Genomic DNA, 18,421 nt, shown 5'->3' with positions numbered 1-18,421 from the left:
AACGAAAAACGCCGCCGGGCCCAGAGCATGCCCAAGGCCGGGCGGCGTGTCATCTAGCCGTGATTAACGTTGCGCTTGAGCGCTCAGTTCAACTGCCGGGGCCGCTTCGGTTTTCACCGGGTTGGCCGGCCAGGCCTTGCGGTCCAGGTCCAGGTCGGGGAACTGGCTGGAATCGAACACCGGGGTCTTGATACCCGCCGCGCGCTGGTTGTCGTAGTCGTTGAGGATGCGCATGGCAATCTTGAACAGGAACGCCAGGGCGAACAGGTTGACGAACGCGAGCATGGTCATGGTGATGTCGGCGAAGGCAAACACCGTGCTCAGGTTCTCGATGGAGCCCCAGAAAATCAGCACCAGCACCAAAGCGCGATAACCCATCAGCACCTTGCGGTTGTTGCCGACCAGGAAGCGCAGGTTGCTCTCGCCCAGGTAGTAGTTGTACATGATCGAGGTGAACACGAACAACGCCAGGGCCACCGAGATGAACATGCGGCCCCAGTCACCGACTACCGCCGCCAGGGAGTTCTGGGTCAGGGCAATGCCGTCGCCTTCAAAGCCTGGGGTGTAGAAACCCGACAGCAGGATCAGCAACGCAGTACAGGTGCAGATCACGAAGGTGTCGAGGAACACGCTGAACGCTTGCACCACGCCTTGGGCGATAGGGTGTTCTACCGACGCCACTGCCGCCACGTTAGGCGCACTGCCCAAGCCTGCTTCGTTGGCGAACACGCCGCGCTTTACACCCATGATGATCGCGCTGCCCACCAGGCCACCGAAGGCTTGGTCGAGGCCGAACGCGCTCTTGACGATGGTCGCGAGCATGGCCGGTACGTGGTCGAATTGCAGCACGATCACGTACAGGGTCACGGCGATGTAGACCAGGGTCTTGACCGGCACCAGCAGGTCGGCGATCGAGGCGATACGCTTGATCCCGCCGATGAACACCAGGCCCAGCAACACCGCCAGCGCGAGGCCGGTGTAGGTGGTGTCGAGCCCGAAGGCGTTGTTCAGCGAGTGGGTGACAGCGTGTGCTTGCAGGCCGTTGAAGGCAAAGCCGAAGGTCACCAGCAGCAGGAACGCCATGACCATCCCCAGCCAGCGCTTGTGCAGGCCGTGCTGGATGTAATACGCCGGGCCGCCACGGTAGGTGCCTTCAGCGTCGGTGCGCTTGTACAACTGGCCGAGGGAGCACTCGATAAAGCTCGAAGACATGCCCACCAGCGCGGTGACCCACATCCAGAACACGGCACCCGGGCCACCCAACGTCACGGCAATGCCGACACCGGCGATATTACCGGCACCCACGCGGCCGGCCAGGCTGAGCATCAGCGCCTGGAACGAGCTGAGTTGGCCGGCGCTGCTCTTGAGGCTGTCTTTAAACACCGAGAACATGTGGAAAAAGTGACGCAATTGAACGAAACGCGAGCGGATCGTGAAATAACCGCCGAGCCCGACTATGAGCACGATCAGTACTTTCCCTGAGAGGAAGTCGTTGATGACTTCGAGCATGGAGTGTTCCTCGCTGATTTTTCTGATGGCAAACGCAGGACGGTCCGACGCATCGCTCGGCACCAGGCAGTGCACGACGCTCGATCCCCATCCTTTTGCGGGTGTTGTTATTCATGCGCTTTCGCGTGGTTCCCGGGCCTCGTTACCGACAGCCGCAGACGCGAAGAGGGGCGGCACTATACCTAGGCGAGCGTGATCCGTCTGCACGGGGCGATTAAAGGTTTCAGCGCGGTCGCGGAAGGGGAGGAAGGTTTGCGGTGCGATATTAGATTTTTTATGGGCGTCATGGAGCAACCTCAAGGCAAAAAAAAGGGCCTGAAGAACGAGCCTTCAAGCCCTCAAAAGGTGAGAGGTGTCTAGTCCCTCAACCTGGTGAGCGGTGCAACAAACGCTTAGGCCTTCAGCGGGACCAAGCGTGGAGCGATCATGTTTTCCGGGCGCAGGATGTCGTCGAGCATGGCGTCGTCGAGCAAGCCTTCTTCACGCACCAGTTCCAGCACGCCGCGCCCGCTTTCAAGAGCGATACGCGCAATGCGGGTGGCGTTTTCATAGCCGATGTACGGGTTCAGCGCGGTGACCAGGCCGATGGAATGCTCCACCAGTTCGCGGCAGCGTGCTTCGTTGGCGGTGATGCCGACGATGCAGTGCTCGCGCAGCATGTCCATGGCGCGTTGCAGCAGGCGGATCGAGTCGAAGATCTTGAAGGCGATCAGCGGCTCCATCACGTTCAACTGCAATTGTCCGCCTTCGGCTGCCATGGTCAGGGCCAGGTCGTTACCGATCACCTGGAATGCCACCTGGTTAACCGCTTCCGGAATCACCGGGTTGACCTTGCCGGGCATGATCGAGCTGCCTGGCTGGCGTGCCGGCAGGTTGATCTCGTTGATGCCGGTGCGTGGGCCGCTGGACAGCAGGCGCAAGTCGTTGCAGATCTTGGACAGCTTCACGGCGGTACGCTTGAGCATGCCGGAGAACAGTACAAAGGCGCCCATGTCGGAGGTGGCTTCGATCAAGTCGGCCGCCGGTACCAGCGGCTGGCCGCTGATGGTGGCCAGGCGTTGTACGGCCAGGGCCTGGTAACGTGGGTCGGCGTTGATGCCGGTGCCGATGGCGGTGCCGCCCAGGTTCACTTCGGTGAGCAGCTCCGGTGCCAGGGTCTTCAGGCGCGCCAGGTCTTCGCCCAGGGTAGTGGCGAAAGCGCGGAATTCCTGGCCGAGGGTCATCGGCACGGCGTCTTGTAACTGGGTGCGGCCCATTTTCAGCACATGGCTGAACTCGGCGCCTTTGGCGGCGAACGCCTGGATCAGGCTGTCGAGGCTGGCCAGCAGCGCGTCATGGCCCAACAGCAGACCCAGGCGGATCGCGGTCGGGTAGGCGTCGTTGGTCGACTGCGCCATGTTCACGTCGTTGTTGGGGTGCAGGTACTGGTATTCGCCCTTCTGGTGACCCATGGCCTCCAGCGCGATGTTGGCGATGACTTCGTTGGCATTCATGTTGGTTGAAGTGCCGGCGCCGCCTTGAATCATGTCCACCACGAACTCTTCGTGGAAATCGCCGCGGATCAGACGAGCACAGGCTTCGCTGATGGCAGCGTGCTTGGCTTCGCTGAGCTGGCCCAACTCGCGGTTGGCGTCAGCGGCCGCTTGCTTGACCATTGCCAGACCGACCACCAATTTCGGGTAATGCGAAATCGGAACGCCCGAGAGGCGGAAGTTATTCACCGCTCGCAGGGTCTGGATGCCGTAATACGCTTGAGCCGGTACTTCGAGTACGCCAAGCAGGTCTTTTTCGGTACGGAATGATGCAGCAGAGGACATGACGGAAATCATCTCAATATGGACCCGGAACTGGCCGGAACGCTGCGAATGCTAGGCTTGTAGAACTTTTTGGGCCAATGCTGTTAAACACTGGCCTATGCACAAACGGCATAATGTGGATGTGACCCGGTTATCTTGGCGGGCGTGTGTGCCAAAATGGTGCATTCCGTGGGAGGCAGTGATGAACCTTGAGAGCAAGTGGTTGGAAGACTTCAGCGCCCTGGCGGCGACGCGTAGTTTTTCCCAGGCGGCTGAGCGGCGCTTTGTCACCCAGCCGGCGTTCAGTCGGCGTATCCGCAGCCTGGAAGCCGCGTTGGGGCTGACGTTGGTCAACCGTTCGCGCACGCCGGTGGAACTGACAGCGGCCGGGCAGTTGTTTCTGGTGACGGCGCGCACCGTGGTCGAACAGCTCGGTGAAGTACTGCGCCATTTGCATCACCTGGAAGGCGGGCAGGGCGAAGTCATGCAAGTGGCGGCCGCGCACTCCCTGGCCTTGGGGTTCTTCCCGCGGTGGATCGCGCAGTTGCGCAACGAGGGCTTGAATATCGCCACGCGGCTGGTGGCCACCAACGTCGGCGACGCCGTGCACGCCCTGCGCGAAGGCGGTTGCGACCTGATGCTGGCGTTCTACGACCCGGACGCGGCGATGCAAATGGACGCCGAGATTTTCCCGTCGCTGCATCTGGGCAACACCGAAATGCTCCCGGTGTGCGCCGCCGATGCCGAGGGCAAGCCGCTGTTCGACCTGGAGGGCGAGGGCAGCGTGCCGCTGCTGGCCTACAGCGCCGGCGCGTTCCTTGGCCGCTCGGTGAATTTGCTGCTGCGCCAGAGGGCTCTGCGCTTTACTACCATCTATGAAACCGCCATGGCCGACAGCCTCAAGAGCATGGCGCTCGAAGGCTTGGGGATCGCCTGGGTGCCGCAGTTGAGCGTACGTGCAGAGTTGGCACGTGGCGAACTGGTGGTGTGCGGCGGGCCGCAATGGCATGTGCCGCTGGAGATTCGCTTGTATCGCTGCGCGTTGGTGCGCAAGGCGAATGTGCGGTTGTTGTGGAGGAAGCTGGAAGGTGGGGCAGCGCAAAGCGCTTGAGCCCAGCGCAGAACACATGTGGGAGCTGGCTTGCCTGCGATAGCGGTGTGTCAGCCAACCTATTTGGCTCTGATCCACTGCTATCGCAGGCAAGCCAGCTCCCACAGGATTTCGTGGTGTATTCGCTGACTCTTAAGTCAATAAAACCGCCACTTTGCGCCGCTAGACAGATGGTCATCCCAGGGGCTGTTTATCTGGATTATTACGGTATACTGCGCGGCCTTCGGCCGGTCCAAACCGGCCTTAATTCGTACACCAAGCCACGCTGGATTTCCCGCGTGGCTTGTTGTTTTTTGACGCGCCTGCGGGCGCCCAGAGAGAAGAGGCACGACGATGAGTGCATTGGTTGGCGTGATCATGGGCTCCAAGTCCGATTGGTCCACCCTTAGCCACACCGCCGATATGCTGGAAAAACTCGGCATTCCGTACGAAGTGAAGGTGGTCTCCGCCCACCGCACCCCGGATTTGCTGTTCCAGTATGCCGATGAAGCAGAATCCCGTGGCATCGAGGTGATCATCGCCGGTGCCGGCGGCGCGGCGCACTTGCCTGGCATGTGTGCGGCCAAGACTCACCTGCCCGTGCTTGGCGTGCCGGTGCAGTCGTCGATGCTCTCGGGCGTGGATTCGCTGTTGTCGATTGTGCAGATGCCGGCTGGCATTCCGGTGGCAACCCTGGCGATCGGCAAGGCCGGTGCGATCAACGCAGCCTTGCTGTCCGCCAGCATCCTGGGCGCCAAGCACCCGCAGTTTCATGCGGTGCTGAAAAAATTCCGTGCTGAGCAGACAGACAGCGTGCTGGACAATCCAGACCCACGCATCGCCTGAGGTTGTTGACGATGAAAATCGGTGTAATCGGTGGCGGCCAACTGGGCCGCATGCTGGCTTTGGCGGGTACGCCGCTGGGTATGAACTTCGCTTTCCTGGACCCGGCGCCGGACGCCTGCGCTGCGGCCCTGGGTGAACACCTGCGCGCTGACTACAGCGACCCGGACCACCTGCGCCAACTGGCCGATGAAGTTGACCTTGTGACCTTCGAATTCGAAAGCGTCCCGGCCGAAACCGTGGCCTTCCTGTCGCAGTTCGTGCCGGTGTACCCGAGCGCCGAAGCCTTGCGCATCGCTCGCGACCGCTGGTTCGAAAAGAGCATGTTCAAGGACCTGGGCATTCCGACCCCGGCCTTCGCCGATATCCAGTCCCAGGCGGACCTGGACGCGGCGGTCGCCAGCATCGGCCTGCCGGCGGTGTTGAAAACCCGCACCCTGGGCTACGACGGCAAGGGCCAGAAAGTCCTGCGCACCGCGGCCGATGTGGTCGGCACTTTTGCCGAGCTGGGCAGCGTTGCCTGCCTGCTGGAAGGCTTCGTGCCGTTCACCGGCGAAGTCTCGCTGATTGCCGTACGTGCCCGTGATGGCGAAACCCGCTTTTACCCGTTGGTGCACAACACCCACGTCAACGGCATCCTGAAAGTGTCGGTAGCCAGTACGGACCACCCGTTGCAGGCCCTGGCCGAAGACTATTCCAGCCGTGTGCTCAAGCAGCTGGATTACGTTGGTGTAATGGCGTTCGAGTTCTTTGAAGTCGACGGCGGCCTCAAGGCCAACGAAATCGCCCCGCGTGTGCACAACTCCGGGCACTGGACCACCGAAGGCGCCGAGTGCAGCCAGTTCGAAAACCACCTGCGGGCGGTGGCGGGCTTGCCGTTGGGCTCCACGGCCAAGGTCGGCGAGAGCGCCATGCTCAACTTTATCGGTGTCGTACCGCCGGTAGAGCGCGTGATGGCGATCGACGATTGCCACGTGCATCACTACGGCAAGGCGTTCAAGGCCGGACGCAAAGTCGGCCACGCCAACCTGCGTTGCAAGGATCGTGCGACGCTGCAGGCGCAGATCCTCAAGGTTGAAGCGCTGATCGCCGAACAATAAGCCTGACCACGGCGGGAACCATTGGGGTTCTGCGTCTCTCTGATTGCAGGATGCCAAAGGCTGACTAGGCTTTGGCATGACTCATACCAATCAGAGGGAAATGCCATGGGTATCATCGGAACCATTTTTATCGGCTTGATCGTCGGCCTGCTGGCGCGCTTCCTCAAGCCTGGCGACGACAGCATGGGCTGGATCATGACCATCCTGCTGGGTATCGCCGGTTCCCTGGCCGCGACCTACGGCGGTCAGGCCCTGGGGATCTACCAGGCAGGCCAGGGCGCAGGTTTCATCGGCGCGCTGGTGGGTGCCATCGTGTTGCTGGTGATCTACGGCCTGATCAAAAAGAAGTAATCAGCCGACAAAGTCCTCTGCGCTGCGCAGGCGCAGAGGGCTAGAATGCTCGGCACTTGTATTTGCCGAGCCTCTCCATGCGCCGTCTTCTGTTAACGCTTCTTCTGCTGGGCTCTGGCCTGGCGCACGCTGGCGAACTGCCGGAAACCGACTGGCTCGACCTGATGCCGCTGTCGGATCAGAAAGCTCTCGAAGCCATGCCCGAGATCGACCACAACTCCCCCGAAGCTCAAGGCACGTTCACCGAAAAGGGTGGCTTGAAGCAGAGCAAGGGCCTGCCTGCGGTGATGTATTCCACCAAGACCGTAGCGGCCATGAACGGCAAGAATATCCGCATTGGCGGCTATCCGGTGCCGCTTGAAACGGACGCCAAGGGCCGTAGTACGTTGTTCTTCCTGGTGCCTTACCCGGGCGCCTGCATACACGTGCCGCCACCGCCGCCTAATCAACTCGTGCTGGTGCGCTATCCCAAGGGGTTGAAGCTGGATGATATCTACACGCCGCTGTGGGTCACGGGCACGCTGAAGGTGGAGACGGTCAATAACGACTTGGCAGATGCCGCGTATGCGCTGGAGGCGGGGAAGGTGCGGGTGGTGAAGGAGTCTGATCTCTAAAGCTCAGAGCATAATCTGTGGGAGCTGGCTTGCCTGCGATAGCAACGCCTCGGTGTTCCTGATACACCCAGTTGCCTGCATCGCAGGCAAGCCAGCTCCCACATTTGATTGGGTTTACAAGGCCAGTGCCGTGATGCTCACGCCTAGAGTGTGGCTTTCGCCGGGCGCCAGGTTCACAACATCGTCCAGCACGTTGGCCGTCTCGATGCACAACATACCCTGCCAGCCGTCATCGGCCATATCGTCGAAAGCCTTGGCGCGTTCGGTCCAGGGGTTCCAGACCACGGTGGATTTCGAGCCTTCGCTGGTGAGCTGGATACGGCGCTGCCAATCGCTATCGACGATGTTCAACTGGGCCGGCGTATTCAGGTAAATGCGGTCTGTTTCGGCGCTGAAGTTCAGCAGCCCGGCTTGCTGTTTCTCGGTCCACCCGTCGGCGGTATCGATGTAGGCCACGCCATCCAGCCCCTCGACCTGCACTTTGCGCACATCGCTCACGGCGAAGTAGGTGTGCAATGCCTGGCTGAGGGTCACGGTGTCGGCGCCGCGGTTGTGGCTGGTCAGGCGGATGTGCAGTTGGTCATCCAACAGCAGGCTCAGCGTCAGGTCTACCTGATGGGGCCAGCCTGGAAAGCCGCCAGCCGGCACCGGCAATACCAAGTCCACTCGCAGCGTCTGGCCGTCGAGTTCGGTGGTGGCCAGTTCCCAGCGGGCGGTGCGCACAAAACCGTGGGCGCCGGCAGGCTGATCACTCTGGCGCATGGCTTTGACGCTTTGCGGGTTGCGGTCGAACACCCCGAACCACGGCCAGCACACCGGTACGCCGGTACGAATGCCTTTGCCCTGCTTGAACACTGCCTCAGGGTTCGGCCAGATCAGCGGCTGTTCGCCCTCGCGCTGGTAACTGAAGATATGCGCACCCTGTTGGGCCACCATCAGCTCGGCGCCGTTGTGGCGGATGCGCCAGCAGTCCAGCTCGTCGATTTTTACCGTCTCAACGTGGGGCGTAGGCATGACAAAGCTCTCTTAGTGGCAGGCAATGGGGCAATTGACCGTTAAAACCCGGCGAGGTTTAACGCGCCCGTGACGGTACCGAGCGCGTGCGGCCGCTGCCATCGATGGCGACGAACACGAATACGGCTTCGGTCACCTTGCGCCATTCGCTGGACAACGGATCGTCGCTCCACACTTCGACCATCATCTGGATCGAACTGCGGCCGATTTCCAGGGCCTGGGTATAGAAGGAAAGCTGCGCACCCACGGCCACCGGCACCAGAAACGCCATGCGATCAATGGCCACGGTGGCCACGCGCCCACCGGCGACCTTGCTGGCCATTGCCGTGCCGGCGAGGTCCATCTGCGCGACCAGCCAGCCGCCGAAGATATCGCCAAAACCGTTGGTTTCACGCGGGAGCGCGGTGATTTGCAGGGCGAGATCGCCTTGCGGGATAGGATCTTCTTGTTCGAGTTCGATCATGCCGAGGGTGCCTCTGACCCGTGACGCTTCATGGGTATTCAAGTGGATAGCCGTCTTCTCAGAAAAACGTTTCAGCACCAACATACACCGCTCGATGCGTTTCTCGTAAGGCGAACTAAAGGGAAACTCTGCCAAACCGGCTGGACGGCACCCAACAACGTTTTGGCACAGCAGCCCCTCAAGACAGCGGGTCTGGCGCTTGCACCGGCGAGTATATCGAGACCCTGGCGCCACGACGACCTCCCGACGCTCATTTGGTCGGTAAATAGACGCTGTATCGGGGCTTTTGCGCGCAACTGTGCTCCTGGCGCTGTGCTTTTTCGGGCGATTTGCTATCTTGCCAAACCCGCCGCAAGTCACGGGCGTGCAGTCCTTTACGATGATTACTATAAGAGAAGCCTTGCCATGTCCTCCGTGCCCGCAAGCAGTGCGCAACCCTCGCGCCCGCTGACCCGCAACGACTACAAAACCCTGTCGCTGTCTGCCCTGGGTGGAGCGCTGGAGTTCTACGACTTCATCATCTTTGTGTTTTTCGCCACCGTGGTCGGGAAACTGTTCTTCCCTGTCGACATGCCCGAATGGCTGCGCATGATGCAGACCTTCGGCATCTTCGCCGCCGGCTACCTGGCGCGCCCCTTGGGCGGCATCATCATGGCGCACTTCGGTGACCTGCTGGGGCGCAAGAAGATGTTCACCCTGAGCATCTTCATGATGGCCGTACCCACCCTGATCATGGGTCTGCTGCCCACCTACGCGCAGATCGGCCTGTGGGCGCCGGTCCTGTTGCTGCTGATGCGCATCATCCAGGGCGCGGCGATCGGCGGCGAAGTACCGGGCGCCTGGGTGTTCGTCTCCGAGCACGTCCCGCCGCGCCACATCGGCTACGCCTGCGGCACCCTGACCAGCGGCCTCACCGCCGGTATTCTGCTGGGCTCGTTGGTGGCTACCGCCATCAATAGCGCCTATACACCGGAACAGGTCTCTGATTACGCCTGGCGGATTCCTTTCCTGCTCGGCGGCGTATTCGGCCTGCTGTCGGTGTACCTGCGTCGTTGGCTGCATGAAACCCCGATCTTCGCCGAGATGCAGCAACGCAAGAGCCTGGCCGCTGAACTGCCGTTGCGCGCCGTGTTGCGCGATCACCGTGGCGCCATTGTGCTGTCGATGCTGCTGACCTGGCTATTGTCGGCCGGCGTGGTGGTAGTCATCCTTATGACCCCGACCGTGCTGCAAACCATCTATCACTTCAGCCCTACGGTTGCGCTGCAAGCCAATAGTCTGGCGATCGTGACCCTGAGCCTGGGTTGCATCGCCGCAGGTGCGCTGGCCGACCGTTTTGGTGCCGGTCGCGTGCTGGTCACAGGTTGCGCACTGCTGCTGGCGACTTCCTGGACGCTGTATCACAGCCTGATGGCCCACCCGGACTGGCTGTTCCCGTTGTATGCCCTGACCGGCTTGTTTGTCGGCACCATCGGCGTGGTGCCCTACGTGATGGTCAAAGCCTTCCCGCCGGTGGTGCGCTTCAGCGGTCTGTCGTTCTCCTACAACGTTGCTTATGCCGTGTTCGGCGGGTTGACGCCATTGGCGGTGTCGCTGCTGATGAAGGAGAGCCCGATGGGGCCGGCTTATTACGTAGCCGTGCTGTGCGTGATGGGGATGCTGGTGGGCGGGTATCTGTGGAAACGCGGCCGCTGAAGCCTGCACATTCAGATAGTGGCCTTTCATCTAATTGTCATATTTCAGACATAGAGTGTTCACACGGCCTGCCGATACTTGGCCCCGATCCAATTATCCCTATCTGCTAGGAGCAAGGCATGAAACTGAAACGTTTGATGGCGGCAATGACTTTTGTCGCTGCTGGCGTTGCGACCGCCAACGCGGTGGCCGCTGGTGTTGATCCGGCAATCCCGGCTTACGTCAAGACCACTGGTGTGTCGGGCAACCTGTCCAGCGTCGGTTCCGATACCCTGGCTAACCTGATGACCCTGTGGGCCGAGGGTTACAAAAAGGAATACCCGAACGTCAACATCCAGATTCAAGCTGCCGGCTCTGCCACTGCGCCACCTGCGTTGACTGAAGGCACCTCCAACCTGGGCCCGATGAGCCGCAAGATGAAGGACACCGAACTGGCTGCCTTCGAGCAGAAGTACGGCTACAAGCCAACGGCAATCCCGGTTGCGGTGGATGCCCTGGCGGTATTTGTGCACAAGGACAACCCGATCCAGCACCTGACGATGGAACAGGTCGATGCGATCTTCTCCTCGACGCGTCTGTGCGGCGCCAAAGCCGATGTGAAAACCTGGGGTGACCTGGGCGTGACCGGCGACCTGGCCAACAAGCCAGTGCAACTGTTCGGGCGTAACTCGGTATCTGGCACCTACGGCTACTTCAAGGAAGAAGCCCTGTGCAAAGGCGACTACAAGCCAAACGTGAACGAACAACCGGGCTCGGCTTCGGTCGTGCAGTCGATCAGCTCCTCGCTGAACGGCATCGGTTACTCGGGCATCGGCTACAAGACCGCCAGCGTGAAGACCGTGCCATTGGCCAAGAAAGGCAGCACTGACTACATCGAAGACTCCGAAGAAAACGCCCTGAACGGCAAGTATCCGCTGTCGCGTTTCCTCTACGTGTATGTCAACAAAGCCCCGAACAAGCCACTGGCGCCGCTGGAAGCTGAGTTCGTGAAACTGGTGCTGTCCAAGCAGGGCCAGGAAGTGGTGGTCAAAGACGGCTACATCCCGCTGCCAGCCAAAGTCGCCGCCAAGGCCCTGGCTGACCTGGGTCTGAAAGAAGGCAACTAAGCCTGCGATACCTGATGTAGACGCATGCTTTTCTGTGGGAGCGGGCTTGCCCGCGATGCTGGCGACGCGGTTTAGCGTTGAAATCGTGTTGATGCCATCGCGGGCAAGCCCGCTCCCACATAAGCAGTCTGCATCCCTAATTTTTTATCCGCTGCCAGCCCTGCTTCGCGGCGGATTTGTTGCGTCACTGCACTGTCATCTTTCTGTCATACAGGATCGCTAGGGTGTGCGCATGAATGATCTGGCCAATTCCACCATGACGACGACTTCCCCTCCCAAGCGCATTGATTTCAATACGCCTGAGCTGCAACGCAAGCGCCGCATCCGCGCGCTCAAGGATCGCTTCACCCGTTGGTATGTGCTGGTCGGCGGCCTCGCCGTGCTGGCCGCCATTACCCTGATCTTCTTCTTCCTCGCCTATGTGGTTGCGCCATTGTTCCAGGGCGCCTCGTTGACCAAGGAAGACGCGTTGACGCCCGCTTGGATGCAGGACGCCGGCAAGCCGTTGATGATCTCCCTCGAAGAACAGAACCAGGTCGCCATGCGGGTTTCCGACAAGGGCCAGGCGCTGTTCTTTGCCGTGGACACCGGTGCCGAGCTCAAGCGTGTCGACCTGCCGATTCCGGCCGGTACCAGCGTTGCTTCCATTGGTGAAGATCAGCCGGGCAGCCCGCTGGTGATTCTCGGCTTGTCCAATGGCCAGTCTTTGGTGTTTCGCCACACCTATAAGGTGTCGTACCCGGACGGCAAGAAAACCATCACCCCAGCGATCGAGTACCCCTACGGCGAAACGCCGATCGTGCTGGATGACACCGGTCGTCCCTTGGAACACGTTGCGCTCAACGCCACCGATACCTCCCTGGTGGTGGCAGGTTCCGCCGGTTCGCACTTGAACGTGCTGACCCTGAGCCGTGAAGAAAACATGATGACCGGTGAGGTCACCAGCGAGCAGAAGCGCGTCGAGCTGCCGCAGATGACCGAGCCGGTGAAGGCGATCTTCATCGACCCACGCCAGCAGTGGTTGTATGTGATCAACGGTCGTGCCCTGGCCGACGTGTTCAGCCTGCGCGACAAGAGCCTCAACGGTCGCTACAAACTGTTGGAAGACGCCGACACGGAAATCACCGCCAGCACCCAGTTGGTCGGCGGTATCTCGCTGATCCTGGGTAACTCCAAAGGCGGCCTGGCCCAGTGGTTCATGGCCCGCGACCCCGATGGCGAACAGCGCCTGAAGCAGATCCGCACCTTCCAGATGGGCACCGCGCCCATCGTCGAAATCAGCGCTGAAGAGCGCCGCAAAGGCTTCACCGCCCTGGATGCTGCTGGCCAGTTCGGCGTGTTCCACAGCACTGCCCACCGCACCTTGCTGGTGGACCCGGTGGTCGACGGCCAGGGTCTGTTCGGCATGTCGCCACGGGCCAACCGTGTGATTGTCGAGGCGGGTGGCAAGCTGCAACCGTTGTTGCTCGACAACCCGCACCCGGAAGTGTCGTGGAGCGCGTTGTGGAGCAAGGTCTGGTACGAGAACTACGACGAGCCTAAATACGTCTGGCAATCCACGGCCGCCAACACTGACTTCGAACCCAAGATGAGCCTGGCCCCGCTGACCTTCGGTACCTTGAAGGCCGCGTTCTACGCCATGTTGCTGGCGGCGCCACTGGCGGTTGCTGCAGCGATCTACACCGCTTACTTCATGGCGCCGAGCCTGCGCCGCAAGGTCAAGCCGGTGATCGAGCTGATGGAAGCCATGCCGACGGTGATCCTCGGATTCTTCGCCGGCCTGTTCCTGGCGCCGTATGTGGAAGGGCACCTGCCGGGCATTTTCAGCCTGTTGATGCTGTTGCCGATTGGCATCCTGGTCGCCGGCTTTGTCTTCAGCCGCTTGCCTGAGTCGATCCGCCTGCGCGTTCCCGATGGTTGGGAAAGCGCGATCCTGATTCCGGTGATCCTGTTGGTGGGCTGGCTCTCGCTGTACATGAGCCCGTACCTGGAAACCTGGTTCTTCGGCGGTGACATGCGCATGTGGATCTCCCACGATCTGGGCATTACCTACGACCAGCGCAACGCGCTGGTGGTCGGCCTGGCCATGGGTTTTGCGGTGATCCCGAACATCTACTCCATCGCCGAAGACGCCGTGTTCAGCGTGCCACGCGGCCTGACTCTGGGCTCCCTGGCCCTGGGCGCCACGCCGTGGCAGACCATGACCCGCGTGGTCATCCTCACCGCCAGCCCAGGCATCTTCTCGGCGCTGATGATCGGCATGGGTCGCGCCGTGGGCGAGACCATGATCGTACTGATGGCTACCGGTAACACCCCGGTGATGGAGATGAACCTGTTCGAGGGCCTGCGCACCCTGGCGGCCAACGTTGCGGTGGAGATGCCCGAGTCGGAAGTGGGCGGCAGTCATTACCGCGTGCTGTTCCTCTCGGCGCTGGTGCTGCTGTTGTTCACCTTCATCATGAACACCCTCGCCGAGCTGATTCGTCAGCGTCTGCGCAAGAAATACTCGTCGCTTTAAGAAAGGTAGAAGTCTGTGAAACAGAACTCCCTGAATGGATGGTTCAAGAGCGGCGCCCCCGGCGTCTGGATCAGCGGTGGCGCGGTGTCCATCGCGGTCATCATGACCATTGGTTTGCTGGCTGTGATTGCGGTGCGGGGCCTGGGCCATTTCTGGCCGGCCGACCTGATCCAGGCGAACTACAACGTGCCAGGCCAGGCCAACCACATCGTCATCGGCGAAGTGGTCCAGAAAGAAGAAGTGCCGCGCGAGCGCCTGAAAAGCGCGGGCCTGCCGGTGCCGGACCAAGGCCCGGAATTCATGACCCGTGAGCTGATCAAGGTCGGCAACCGCGACCTGAACGGTAACGACTTCACCTGGATTGTCGGTGAGTGGCTGAAGGACCAGACCAAGCCTGCGAACCTGATGGCCATCGAGCGTCGTGAGTGGGGCAACTTCTACGGCACCCTGGTCAACGTCAAGCAGGACGGCAAGGTGATTGCCGAAGGCGAGGCCGCGTGGCCGGAGCTGCAAGCCCGCGTGGACCGCGTGAACAAGCTGGCCGCTCAGCTCAAGAGCCTGGAAAAAACCGACATTGGCGCGATCAACGCCGGGCTGGAGCGCATCCGCCTGCACGGTCGCAAACTGGAACTGGAAGGCAAGCTCGACGCTGCCGCCCAGGCCGACATGGACGCCGACCGCGCCGAGCTGAACGCCCGCTACCAGGACATCGAAGCGCGCCTGGCCGACCTGCATGCCCAGTTCAACCGCGACGCCCTGACGGCGCGTGACGGCAACGGCAAGGAAGTGGAAATCGGCATCGGCAAAGTGGTGCACGCCTACCAGCCGAACGCCATGGGCACGATGACCAAAATCGGCTTCTACTTCAGCAAGGTCTGGGAATTCCTCAGCGATGACCCACGGGAAGCCAACACCGAAGGCGGGATCTTCCCGGCCATCTTCGGCACCGTGATGATGACCCTGATCATGGCAATGATCGTGACCCCGTTTGGCGTACTGGCCGCGGTGTACCTGCGTGAATACGCCAAGCAGAACACCTTGACGCGCATCATCCGCATCGCCGTGAACAACCTGGCCGGCGTACCGGCCATCGTCTACGGCGTGTTCGGCCTGGGCTTCTTCGTGTATGTACTGGGGGGCTCGGTAGACCGTTTGTTCTTCGCTGAAGCGCTGCCTGCGCCGACCTTCGGTACGCCGGGGTTGCTCTGGGCTTCGCTGACCCTGGCGCTGCTGGCGGTGCCTGTGGTGATCGTGGCCACCGAAGAAGGCCTGGCGCGGATTCCTCGCACCGTGCGTGAAGGCTCCCTGGCGCTCGGCGCGACCAAGGCGGAAACGTTGTGGAAGATCGTGCTGCCAATGGCCAGCCCGGCGATGATGACCGGCATGATCCTCGCCGTGGCCCGTGCCGCGGGTGAGGTGGCACCGCTGATGCTGGTGGGTGTAGTGAAGCTGGCGCCGTCGCTGCCGCTGGATGGCAACTACCCGTACCTGCACCTGGACCAGAAGATCATGCACCTGGGCTTTCATATTTATGACGTCGGCTTCCAGAGCCCCAACGTCGAAGCCGCACGGCCGTTGGTGTACGCCACCGCCTTGCTGCTGGTACTGGTGATCGCCACGCTCAACCTGTCGGCAGTGTGGATTCGTAACCACCTGCGCGAAAAATACAAAGCGCTGGACAGCTAATGCGATCCAATGTGGGAGCTGGCTTGCCTGCGATAGCATCTCCGCGGTTTTACTGCAATACCGCGCCGCCCGTATCGCAGGCAAGCCAGCTCCCACAGGGCTCGGTGTCAGGCACAGAATTTGAGTAAGCCGCCCCGGCGGTTCAACGAAATGAATTGGTAGCACAGGGAGCATCCCATGCAACACGAAACCCAATCCCACGGCATCAACATGTCTGCCCTGGGTCGCGACAAGCAGAGCCTGAGCCTGGCCCAGGAAACCGTGGCCATCGAAGTCCCCGGCCTGAGCCTGTACTACGGCGACAAGCAGGCGCTGTTCGATGTCAGCATGAACATCCCCAAGCAACGCGTGACCGCCTTCATCGGCCCGTCGGGCTGTGGCAAGTCCACGTTGTTGCGTACCTTCAACCGCATGAATGACCTGGTGGACGGTTGCCGTGTAGAAGGTGCAATCAACCTCTACGGCACCAATATCTACCGCAAGGGCGAAGACGTGGCCGAACTGCGTCGCCGCGTGGGCATGGTGTTCCAGAAGCCTAACCCGTTCCCCAAGACCATCTACGAAAACGTGGTCTACGGCCTGCGCATCCAGGGCATCAACAAGAAGCGCATCCTCGACGAAGCCGTTGAGTGGGCCCTTAAAGGCGCGGCGCTGTGGGACGAGGTCAAGGACCGCCTGCACGAATCGGCACTCGGCCTGTCCGGCGGCCAGCAGCAACGTCTGGTGATCGCGCGCACCATCGCCGTGGAGCCGGAAGTGCTGCTGCTCGACGAACCGTGCTCGGCACTCGACCCGATCTCGACGCTGAAAGTCGAAGAACTGATCTACGAGCTCAAGTCCAAGTTCACCATCGTCATCGTGACCCACAACATGCAACAGGCGGCGCGGGTTTCCGACTACACCGCGTTCATGTACATGGGCAAGCTGGTGGAGTTCGGCGATACCGACACCCTGTTCACCAATCCGGCGAAGAAGCAGACCGAAGACTACATCACCGGTCGCTACGGCTAGGAAGCTGTGGTTCTGATTGCACTGACGCTGCGGTTCTCCGCACCTTACCGGACGCTCCAAGGACGCCAACATGATTAGCAAAGAAGGCCTTACCCACCACATCTCCGCGCAGTTCAATGCCGAGCTTGAGGAAGTGCGCAGCCACCTCCTGGCGATGGGCGGGCTGGTGGAGAAGCAAGTCAATGATGCGGTCACCGCGCTGATCGAGGCCGACTCGGGCCTGGCTCAGCAGGTGCGTGAGATTGACGAGCAGATCAACCAGATGGAACGCAATATCGACGAAGAGTGCCTGCGCATTCTTGCCCGCCGCCAGCCAGCGGCCTCGGACCTGCGTTTGATCATCAGCATTTCCAAGTCGGTGATCGACCTGGAGCGCATTGGCGATGAAGCCACCAAGATTGCCCGCCGCGCCATCCAGCTGTGCGAAGAGGGTGAGGCGCCCCGTGGCTACGTGGAAGTGCGCCATATCGGCGATCAGGTGCGCAACATGGTGCGCGATGCCCTCGACGCTTTCGCCCGCTTTGACGCCGAACTGGCGTTGTCGGTGGCTCAGTACGACAAGATCATCGACCGCGAATACAAGACCGCGCTGCGCGAGTTGGCCACCTACATGATGGAAGACCCGCGTTCGATCTCGCGGGTCTTGAACATTATCTGGGTGCTGCGCTCCCTGGAGCGTATCGGCGACCACGCGCGCAATATCTCGGAATTGGTGATTTATCTGGTGCGCGGCACCGACGTCCGGCACATGGGCCTAAAGCGCATGAAGGCCGAAGTTGAAGGCACTGCTGATCTAATCCCTAATGTTCCGGGCGAATCTGACGATAAGTAAGGTTGCCCGAGAAATTAACGCCCGGCCTCTGGCCGGGCGTTTTTGTTTGCGGCATCTGAATTTTTTGCACAGCAGGCGCCATAAAGTCCTTCTGTGACCCGCGAGTTTTGGCAAAATGCCATCAGTCAGGCGTTTTGCAGACGTTTTTATAGGATGAAGGGTCGATGAGTAAAGTCAGTGTGTTGGTGGTGGATGACGCCTCGTTTATTCGCGACCTGGTGAAGAAGTGCCTGCGTAATTACTTCCCCGGGATCAAGATCGAAGATGCGGTGAACGGCAAAAAGGCGCAATCCATCCTCATGCGCGAAACCTTCGACCTGGTGCTGTGTGACTGGGAAATGCCGGAAATGTCCGGCATTGAGCTGTTGACCTGGTGCCGCGAGCAAGCGCACCTGAAGGCCATGCCGTTCGTGATGGTGACCAGCCGTGGCGACAAGGAAAACGTGGTGCAGGCTATTCAGGCGGGGGTTTCCGGCTACGTCAGCAAGCCGTTCACCAACGAGCAGTTGCTGAACAAGGTCAAGCAGGCCCTGCACAAGATCGGTCGCCTCGATGCGCTGATTGCCAGCGCGCCGACCAAGATGAACTCAGCCTTTGGCAACGACTCCCTGAGCGCCCTGACCGGCGGCAAACCCGAAGCGGTCAAGCCGGCCCCGGTGGCGGCGCCCAGCAAAGGTCTGCTCAATACACCGCCAGCCAAGGCCCCCGCAGCAGCGGCGCCGACGGGCAGTCGCGGTCAGGGCCAGTTGCGCCTCGCAAGCGGCACCCAGCAATGCGTGATCAAGGCCCTGAG

At 61.0% G+C, this 18,421-nt stretch carries 16 protein-coding genes; 12 read left to right on the top strand and 4 right to left on the bottom strand.

What is annotated here, in order from left to right; genetic code table 11:
* Positions 1 to 63: 63 nt before the first annotated feature.
* Together APH41_RS00255 and aspA are read right to left on the bottom strand one after the other, a co-directional pair.
* On the bottom strand, positions 64 to 1,509 hold the full coding sequence (locus tag APH41_RS00255) for a sodium:alanine symporter family protein (protein WP_054916993.1): 1,446 nt from the start codon (positions 1,507 to 1,509) through the stop codon (positions 64 to 66).
* A 392-nt stretch (positions 1,510 to 1,901) separates the two neighbouring features.
* Positions 1,902 to 3,326 carry an aspartate ammonia-lyase gene (gene aspA, locus APH41_RS00250; protein ID WP_003195657.1) on the bottom strand — a complete coding sequence of 475 codons (1,425 nt, stop codon included), beginning with the start codon at positions 3,324 to 3,326 and terminating at the stop codon, positions 1,902 to 1,904.
* A 181-nt stretch (positions 3,327 to 3,507) separates the two neighbouring features.
* Here aspA and APH41_RS00245 point away from each other — a divergent pair, with 181 nt between their 5' ends.
* The 5 genes from APH41_RS00245 to APH41_RS00225 all read left to right on the top strand — a co-directional run bounded on the left by APH41_RS00245 (position 3,508) and on the right by APH41_RS00225 (position 7,303).
* On the top strand, positions 3,508 to 4,416 hold the full coding sequence (locus APH41_RS00245) for a LysR substrate-binding domain-containing protein (protein WP_019818139.1): 909 nt from the start codon (positions 3,508 to 3,510) through the stop codon (positions 4,414 to 4,416).
* Between the two features lie 333 nt (positions 4,417 to 4,749).
* The gene (gene purE, locus APH41_RS00240) at positions 4,750 to 5,241 is read left to right on the top strand and encodes a 5-(carboxyamino)imidazole ribonucleotide mutase (protein ID WP_003195648.1); all 492 of its coding nucleotides are present in this window, start codon (positions 4,750 to 4,752) and stop codon (positions 5,239 to 5,241) included.
* Positions 5,242 to 5,252: 11 nt separating this feature from the next.
* Positions 5,253 to 6,338 (top strand): 5-(carboxyamino)imidazole ribonucleotide synthase, encoded by a 1,086-nt coding sequence (locus tag APH41_RS00235; protein ID WP_054916926.1) that lies wholly within the window; start codon positions 5,253 to 5,255, stop codon positions 6,336 to 6,338.
* Positions 6,339 to 6,443: 105 nt separating this feature from the next.
* Entirely contained in the window at positions 6,444 to 6,689 is a 246-nt protein-coding gene (locus APH41_RS00230) for a GlsB/YeaQ/YmgE family stress response membrane protein (RefSeq protein ID WP_005792540.1), read from the top strand.
* Between the two features lie 77 nt (positions 6,690 to 6,766).
* Positions 6,767 to 7,303 carry a DUF3299 domain-containing protein gene (locus APH41_RS00225; protein WP_034129130.1) on the top strand — a complete coding sequence of 179 codons (537 nt, stop codon included), beginning with the start codon at positions 6,767 to 6,769 and terminating at the stop codon, positions 7,301 to 7,303.
* Positions 7,304 to 7,417: 114 nt separating this feature from the next.
* Here APH41_RS00225 and APH41_RS00220 read toward each other — a convergent pair whose 3' ends face one another.
* Together APH41_RS00220 and APH41_RS00215 are read right to left on the bottom strand one after the other, a co-directional pair.
* Entirely contained in the window at positions 7,418 to 8,317 is a 900-nt protein-coding gene (locus APH41_RS00220; RefSeq protein ID WP_054916924.1) for a D-hexose-6-phosphate mutarotase, read from the bottom strand.
* Between the two features lie 58 nt (positions 8,318 to 8,375).
* Complete coding sequence (locus APH41_RS00215) at positions 8,376 to 8,780, bottom strand: acyl-CoA thioesterase (RefSeq protein WP_003176975.1); 405 nt, start codon at positions 8,778 to 8,780, stop codon at positions 8,376 to 8,378.
* 405 nt (positions 8,781 to 9,185) lie between these two features.
* Here APH41_RS00215 and APH41_RS00210 point away from each other — a divergent pair, with 405 nt between their 5' ends.
* From APH41_RS00210 to APH41_RS00180, 7 genes are all read left to right on the top strand, one after another.
* Entirely contained in the window at positions 9,186 to 10,475 is a 1,290-nt protein-coding gene (locus tag APH41_RS00210) for an MFS transporter (protein ID WP_014720517.1), read from the top strand.
* Positions 10,476 to 10,594: 119 nt separating this feature from the next.
* Entirely contained in the window at positions 10,595 to 11,581 is a 987-nt protein-coding gene (locus APH41_RS00205; protein WP_003195633.1) for a phosphate ABC transporter substrate-binding protein PstS, read from the top strand.
* A 484-nt stretch (positions 11,582 to 12,065) separates the two neighbouring features.
* Positions 12,066 to 14,099, top strand: coding sequence for an ABC transporter permease subunit (locus tag APH41_RS00200; protein WP_169918798.1), 2,034 nt, complete (start codon positions 12,066 to 12,068; stop codon positions 14,097 to 14,099).
* A gap of 15 nt (positions 14,100 to 14,114) precedes the next feature.
* The gene (gene pstA, locus APH41_RS00195) at positions 14,115 to 15,785 is read left to right on the top strand and encodes a phosphate ABC transporter permease PstA (protein WP_034129126.1); all 1,671 of its coding nucleotides are present in this window, start codon (positions 14,115 to 14,117) and stop codon (positions 15,783 to 15,785) included.
* Between the two features lie 177 nt (positions 15,786 to 15,962).
* Positions 15,963 to 16,796 carry a phosphate ABC transporter ATP-binding protein PstB gene (gene pstB / locus APH41_RS00190; protein ID WP_003195626.1) on the top strand — a complete coding sequence of 278 codons (834 nt, stop codon included), beginning with the start codon at positions 15,963 to 15,965 and terminating at the stop codon, positions 16,794 to 16,796.
* 70 nt (positions 16,797 to 16,866) lie between these two features.
* Positions 16,867 to 17,628: a phosphate signaling complex protein PhoU gene (gene phoU / locus APH41_RS00185; protein WP_034129125.1), complete on the top strand. Its 762-nt coding sequence runs from the start codon at positions 16,867 to 16,869 to the stop codon at positions 17,626 to 17,628.
* 164 nt (positions 17,629 to 17,792) lie between these two features.
* Positions 17,793 to 18,421 (top strand): response regulator (locus tag APH41_RS00180; protein WP_054916923.1); only part of this gene is annotated, 629 nt, incomplete at its 3' end.

This window comes from Pseudomonas sp. NBRC 111138 (assembly GCF_001320835.1).
GTDB classification, from domain to species: domain Bacteria; phylum Pseudomonadota; class Gammaproteobacteria; order Pseudomonadales; family Pseudomonadaceae; genus Aquipseudomonas; species Aquipseudomonas paracarnis.
Note: the sequence above shows the minus strand (reverse complement) of the source record. Positions and strands in the feature narration are given on the sequence as shown.

What these genes read in the sequence shown, in the direction of transcription:
- APH41_RS00255 (WP_054916993.1), bottom strand. Translation starts at nt 1,509, where the DNA reads ATGCTCGAAGTCATCAACGACTTCCTCTCAGGGAAAGTACTGATCGTG.
- aspA (WP_003195657.1), bottom strand. Translation starts at nt 3,326, where the DNA reads ATGTCCTCTGCTGCATCATTCCGTACCGAAAAAGACCTGCTTGGCGTA.
- APH41_RS00245 (WP_019818139.1), top strand. Translation starts at nt 3,508, where the DNA reads ATGAACCTTGAGAGCAAGTGGTTGGAAGACTTCAGCGCCCTGGCGGCG.
- purE (WP_003195648.1), top strand. Translation starts at nt 4,750, where the DNA reads ATGAGTGCATTGGTTGGCGTGATCATGGGCTCCAAGTCCGATTGGTCC.
- APH41_RS00235 (WP_054916926.1), top strand. Translation starts at nt 5,253, where the DNA reads ATGAAAATCGGTGTAATCGGTGGCGGCCAACTGGGCCGCATGCTGGCT.
- APH41_RS00230 (WP_005792540.1), top strand. Translation starts at nt 6,444, where the DNA reads ATGGGTATCATCGGAACCATTTTTATCGGCTTGATCGTCGGCCTGCTG.
- APH41_RS00225 (WP_034129130.1), top strand. Translation starts at nt 6,767, where the DNA reads ATGCGCCGTCTTCTGTTAACGCTTCTTCTGCTGGGCTCTGGCCTGGCG.
- APH41_RS00220 (WP_054916924.1), bottom strand. Translation starts at nt 8,317, where the DNA reads ATGCCTACGCCCCACGTTGAGACGGTAAAAATCGACGAGCTGGACTGC.
- APH41_RS00215 (WP_003176975.1), bottom strand. Translation starts at nt 8,780, where the DNA reads ATGATCGAACTCGAACAAGAAGATCCTATCCCGCAAGGCGATCTCGCC.
- APH41_RS00210 (WP_014720517.1), top strand. Translation starts at nt 9,186, where the DNA reads ATGTCCTCCGTGCCCGCAAGCAGTGCGCAACCCTCGCGCCCGCTGACC.
- APH41_RS00205 (WP_003195633.1), top strand. Translation starts at nt 10,595, where the DNA reads ATGAAACTGAAACGTTTGATGGCGGCAATGACTTTTGTCGCTGCTGGC.
- APH41_RS00200 (WP_169918798.1), top strand. Translation starts at nt 12,066, where the DNA reads ATGCAGGACGCCGGCAAGCCGTTGATGATCTCCCTCGAAGAACAGAAC.
- pstB (WP_003195626.1), top strand. Translation starts at nt 15,963, where the DNA reads ATGCAACACGAAACCCAATCCCACGGCATCAACATGTCTGCCCTGGGT.
- phoU (WP_034129125.1), top strand. Translation starts at nt 16,867, where the DNA reads ATGATTAGCAAAGAAGGCCTTACCCACCACATCTCCGCGCAGTTCAAT.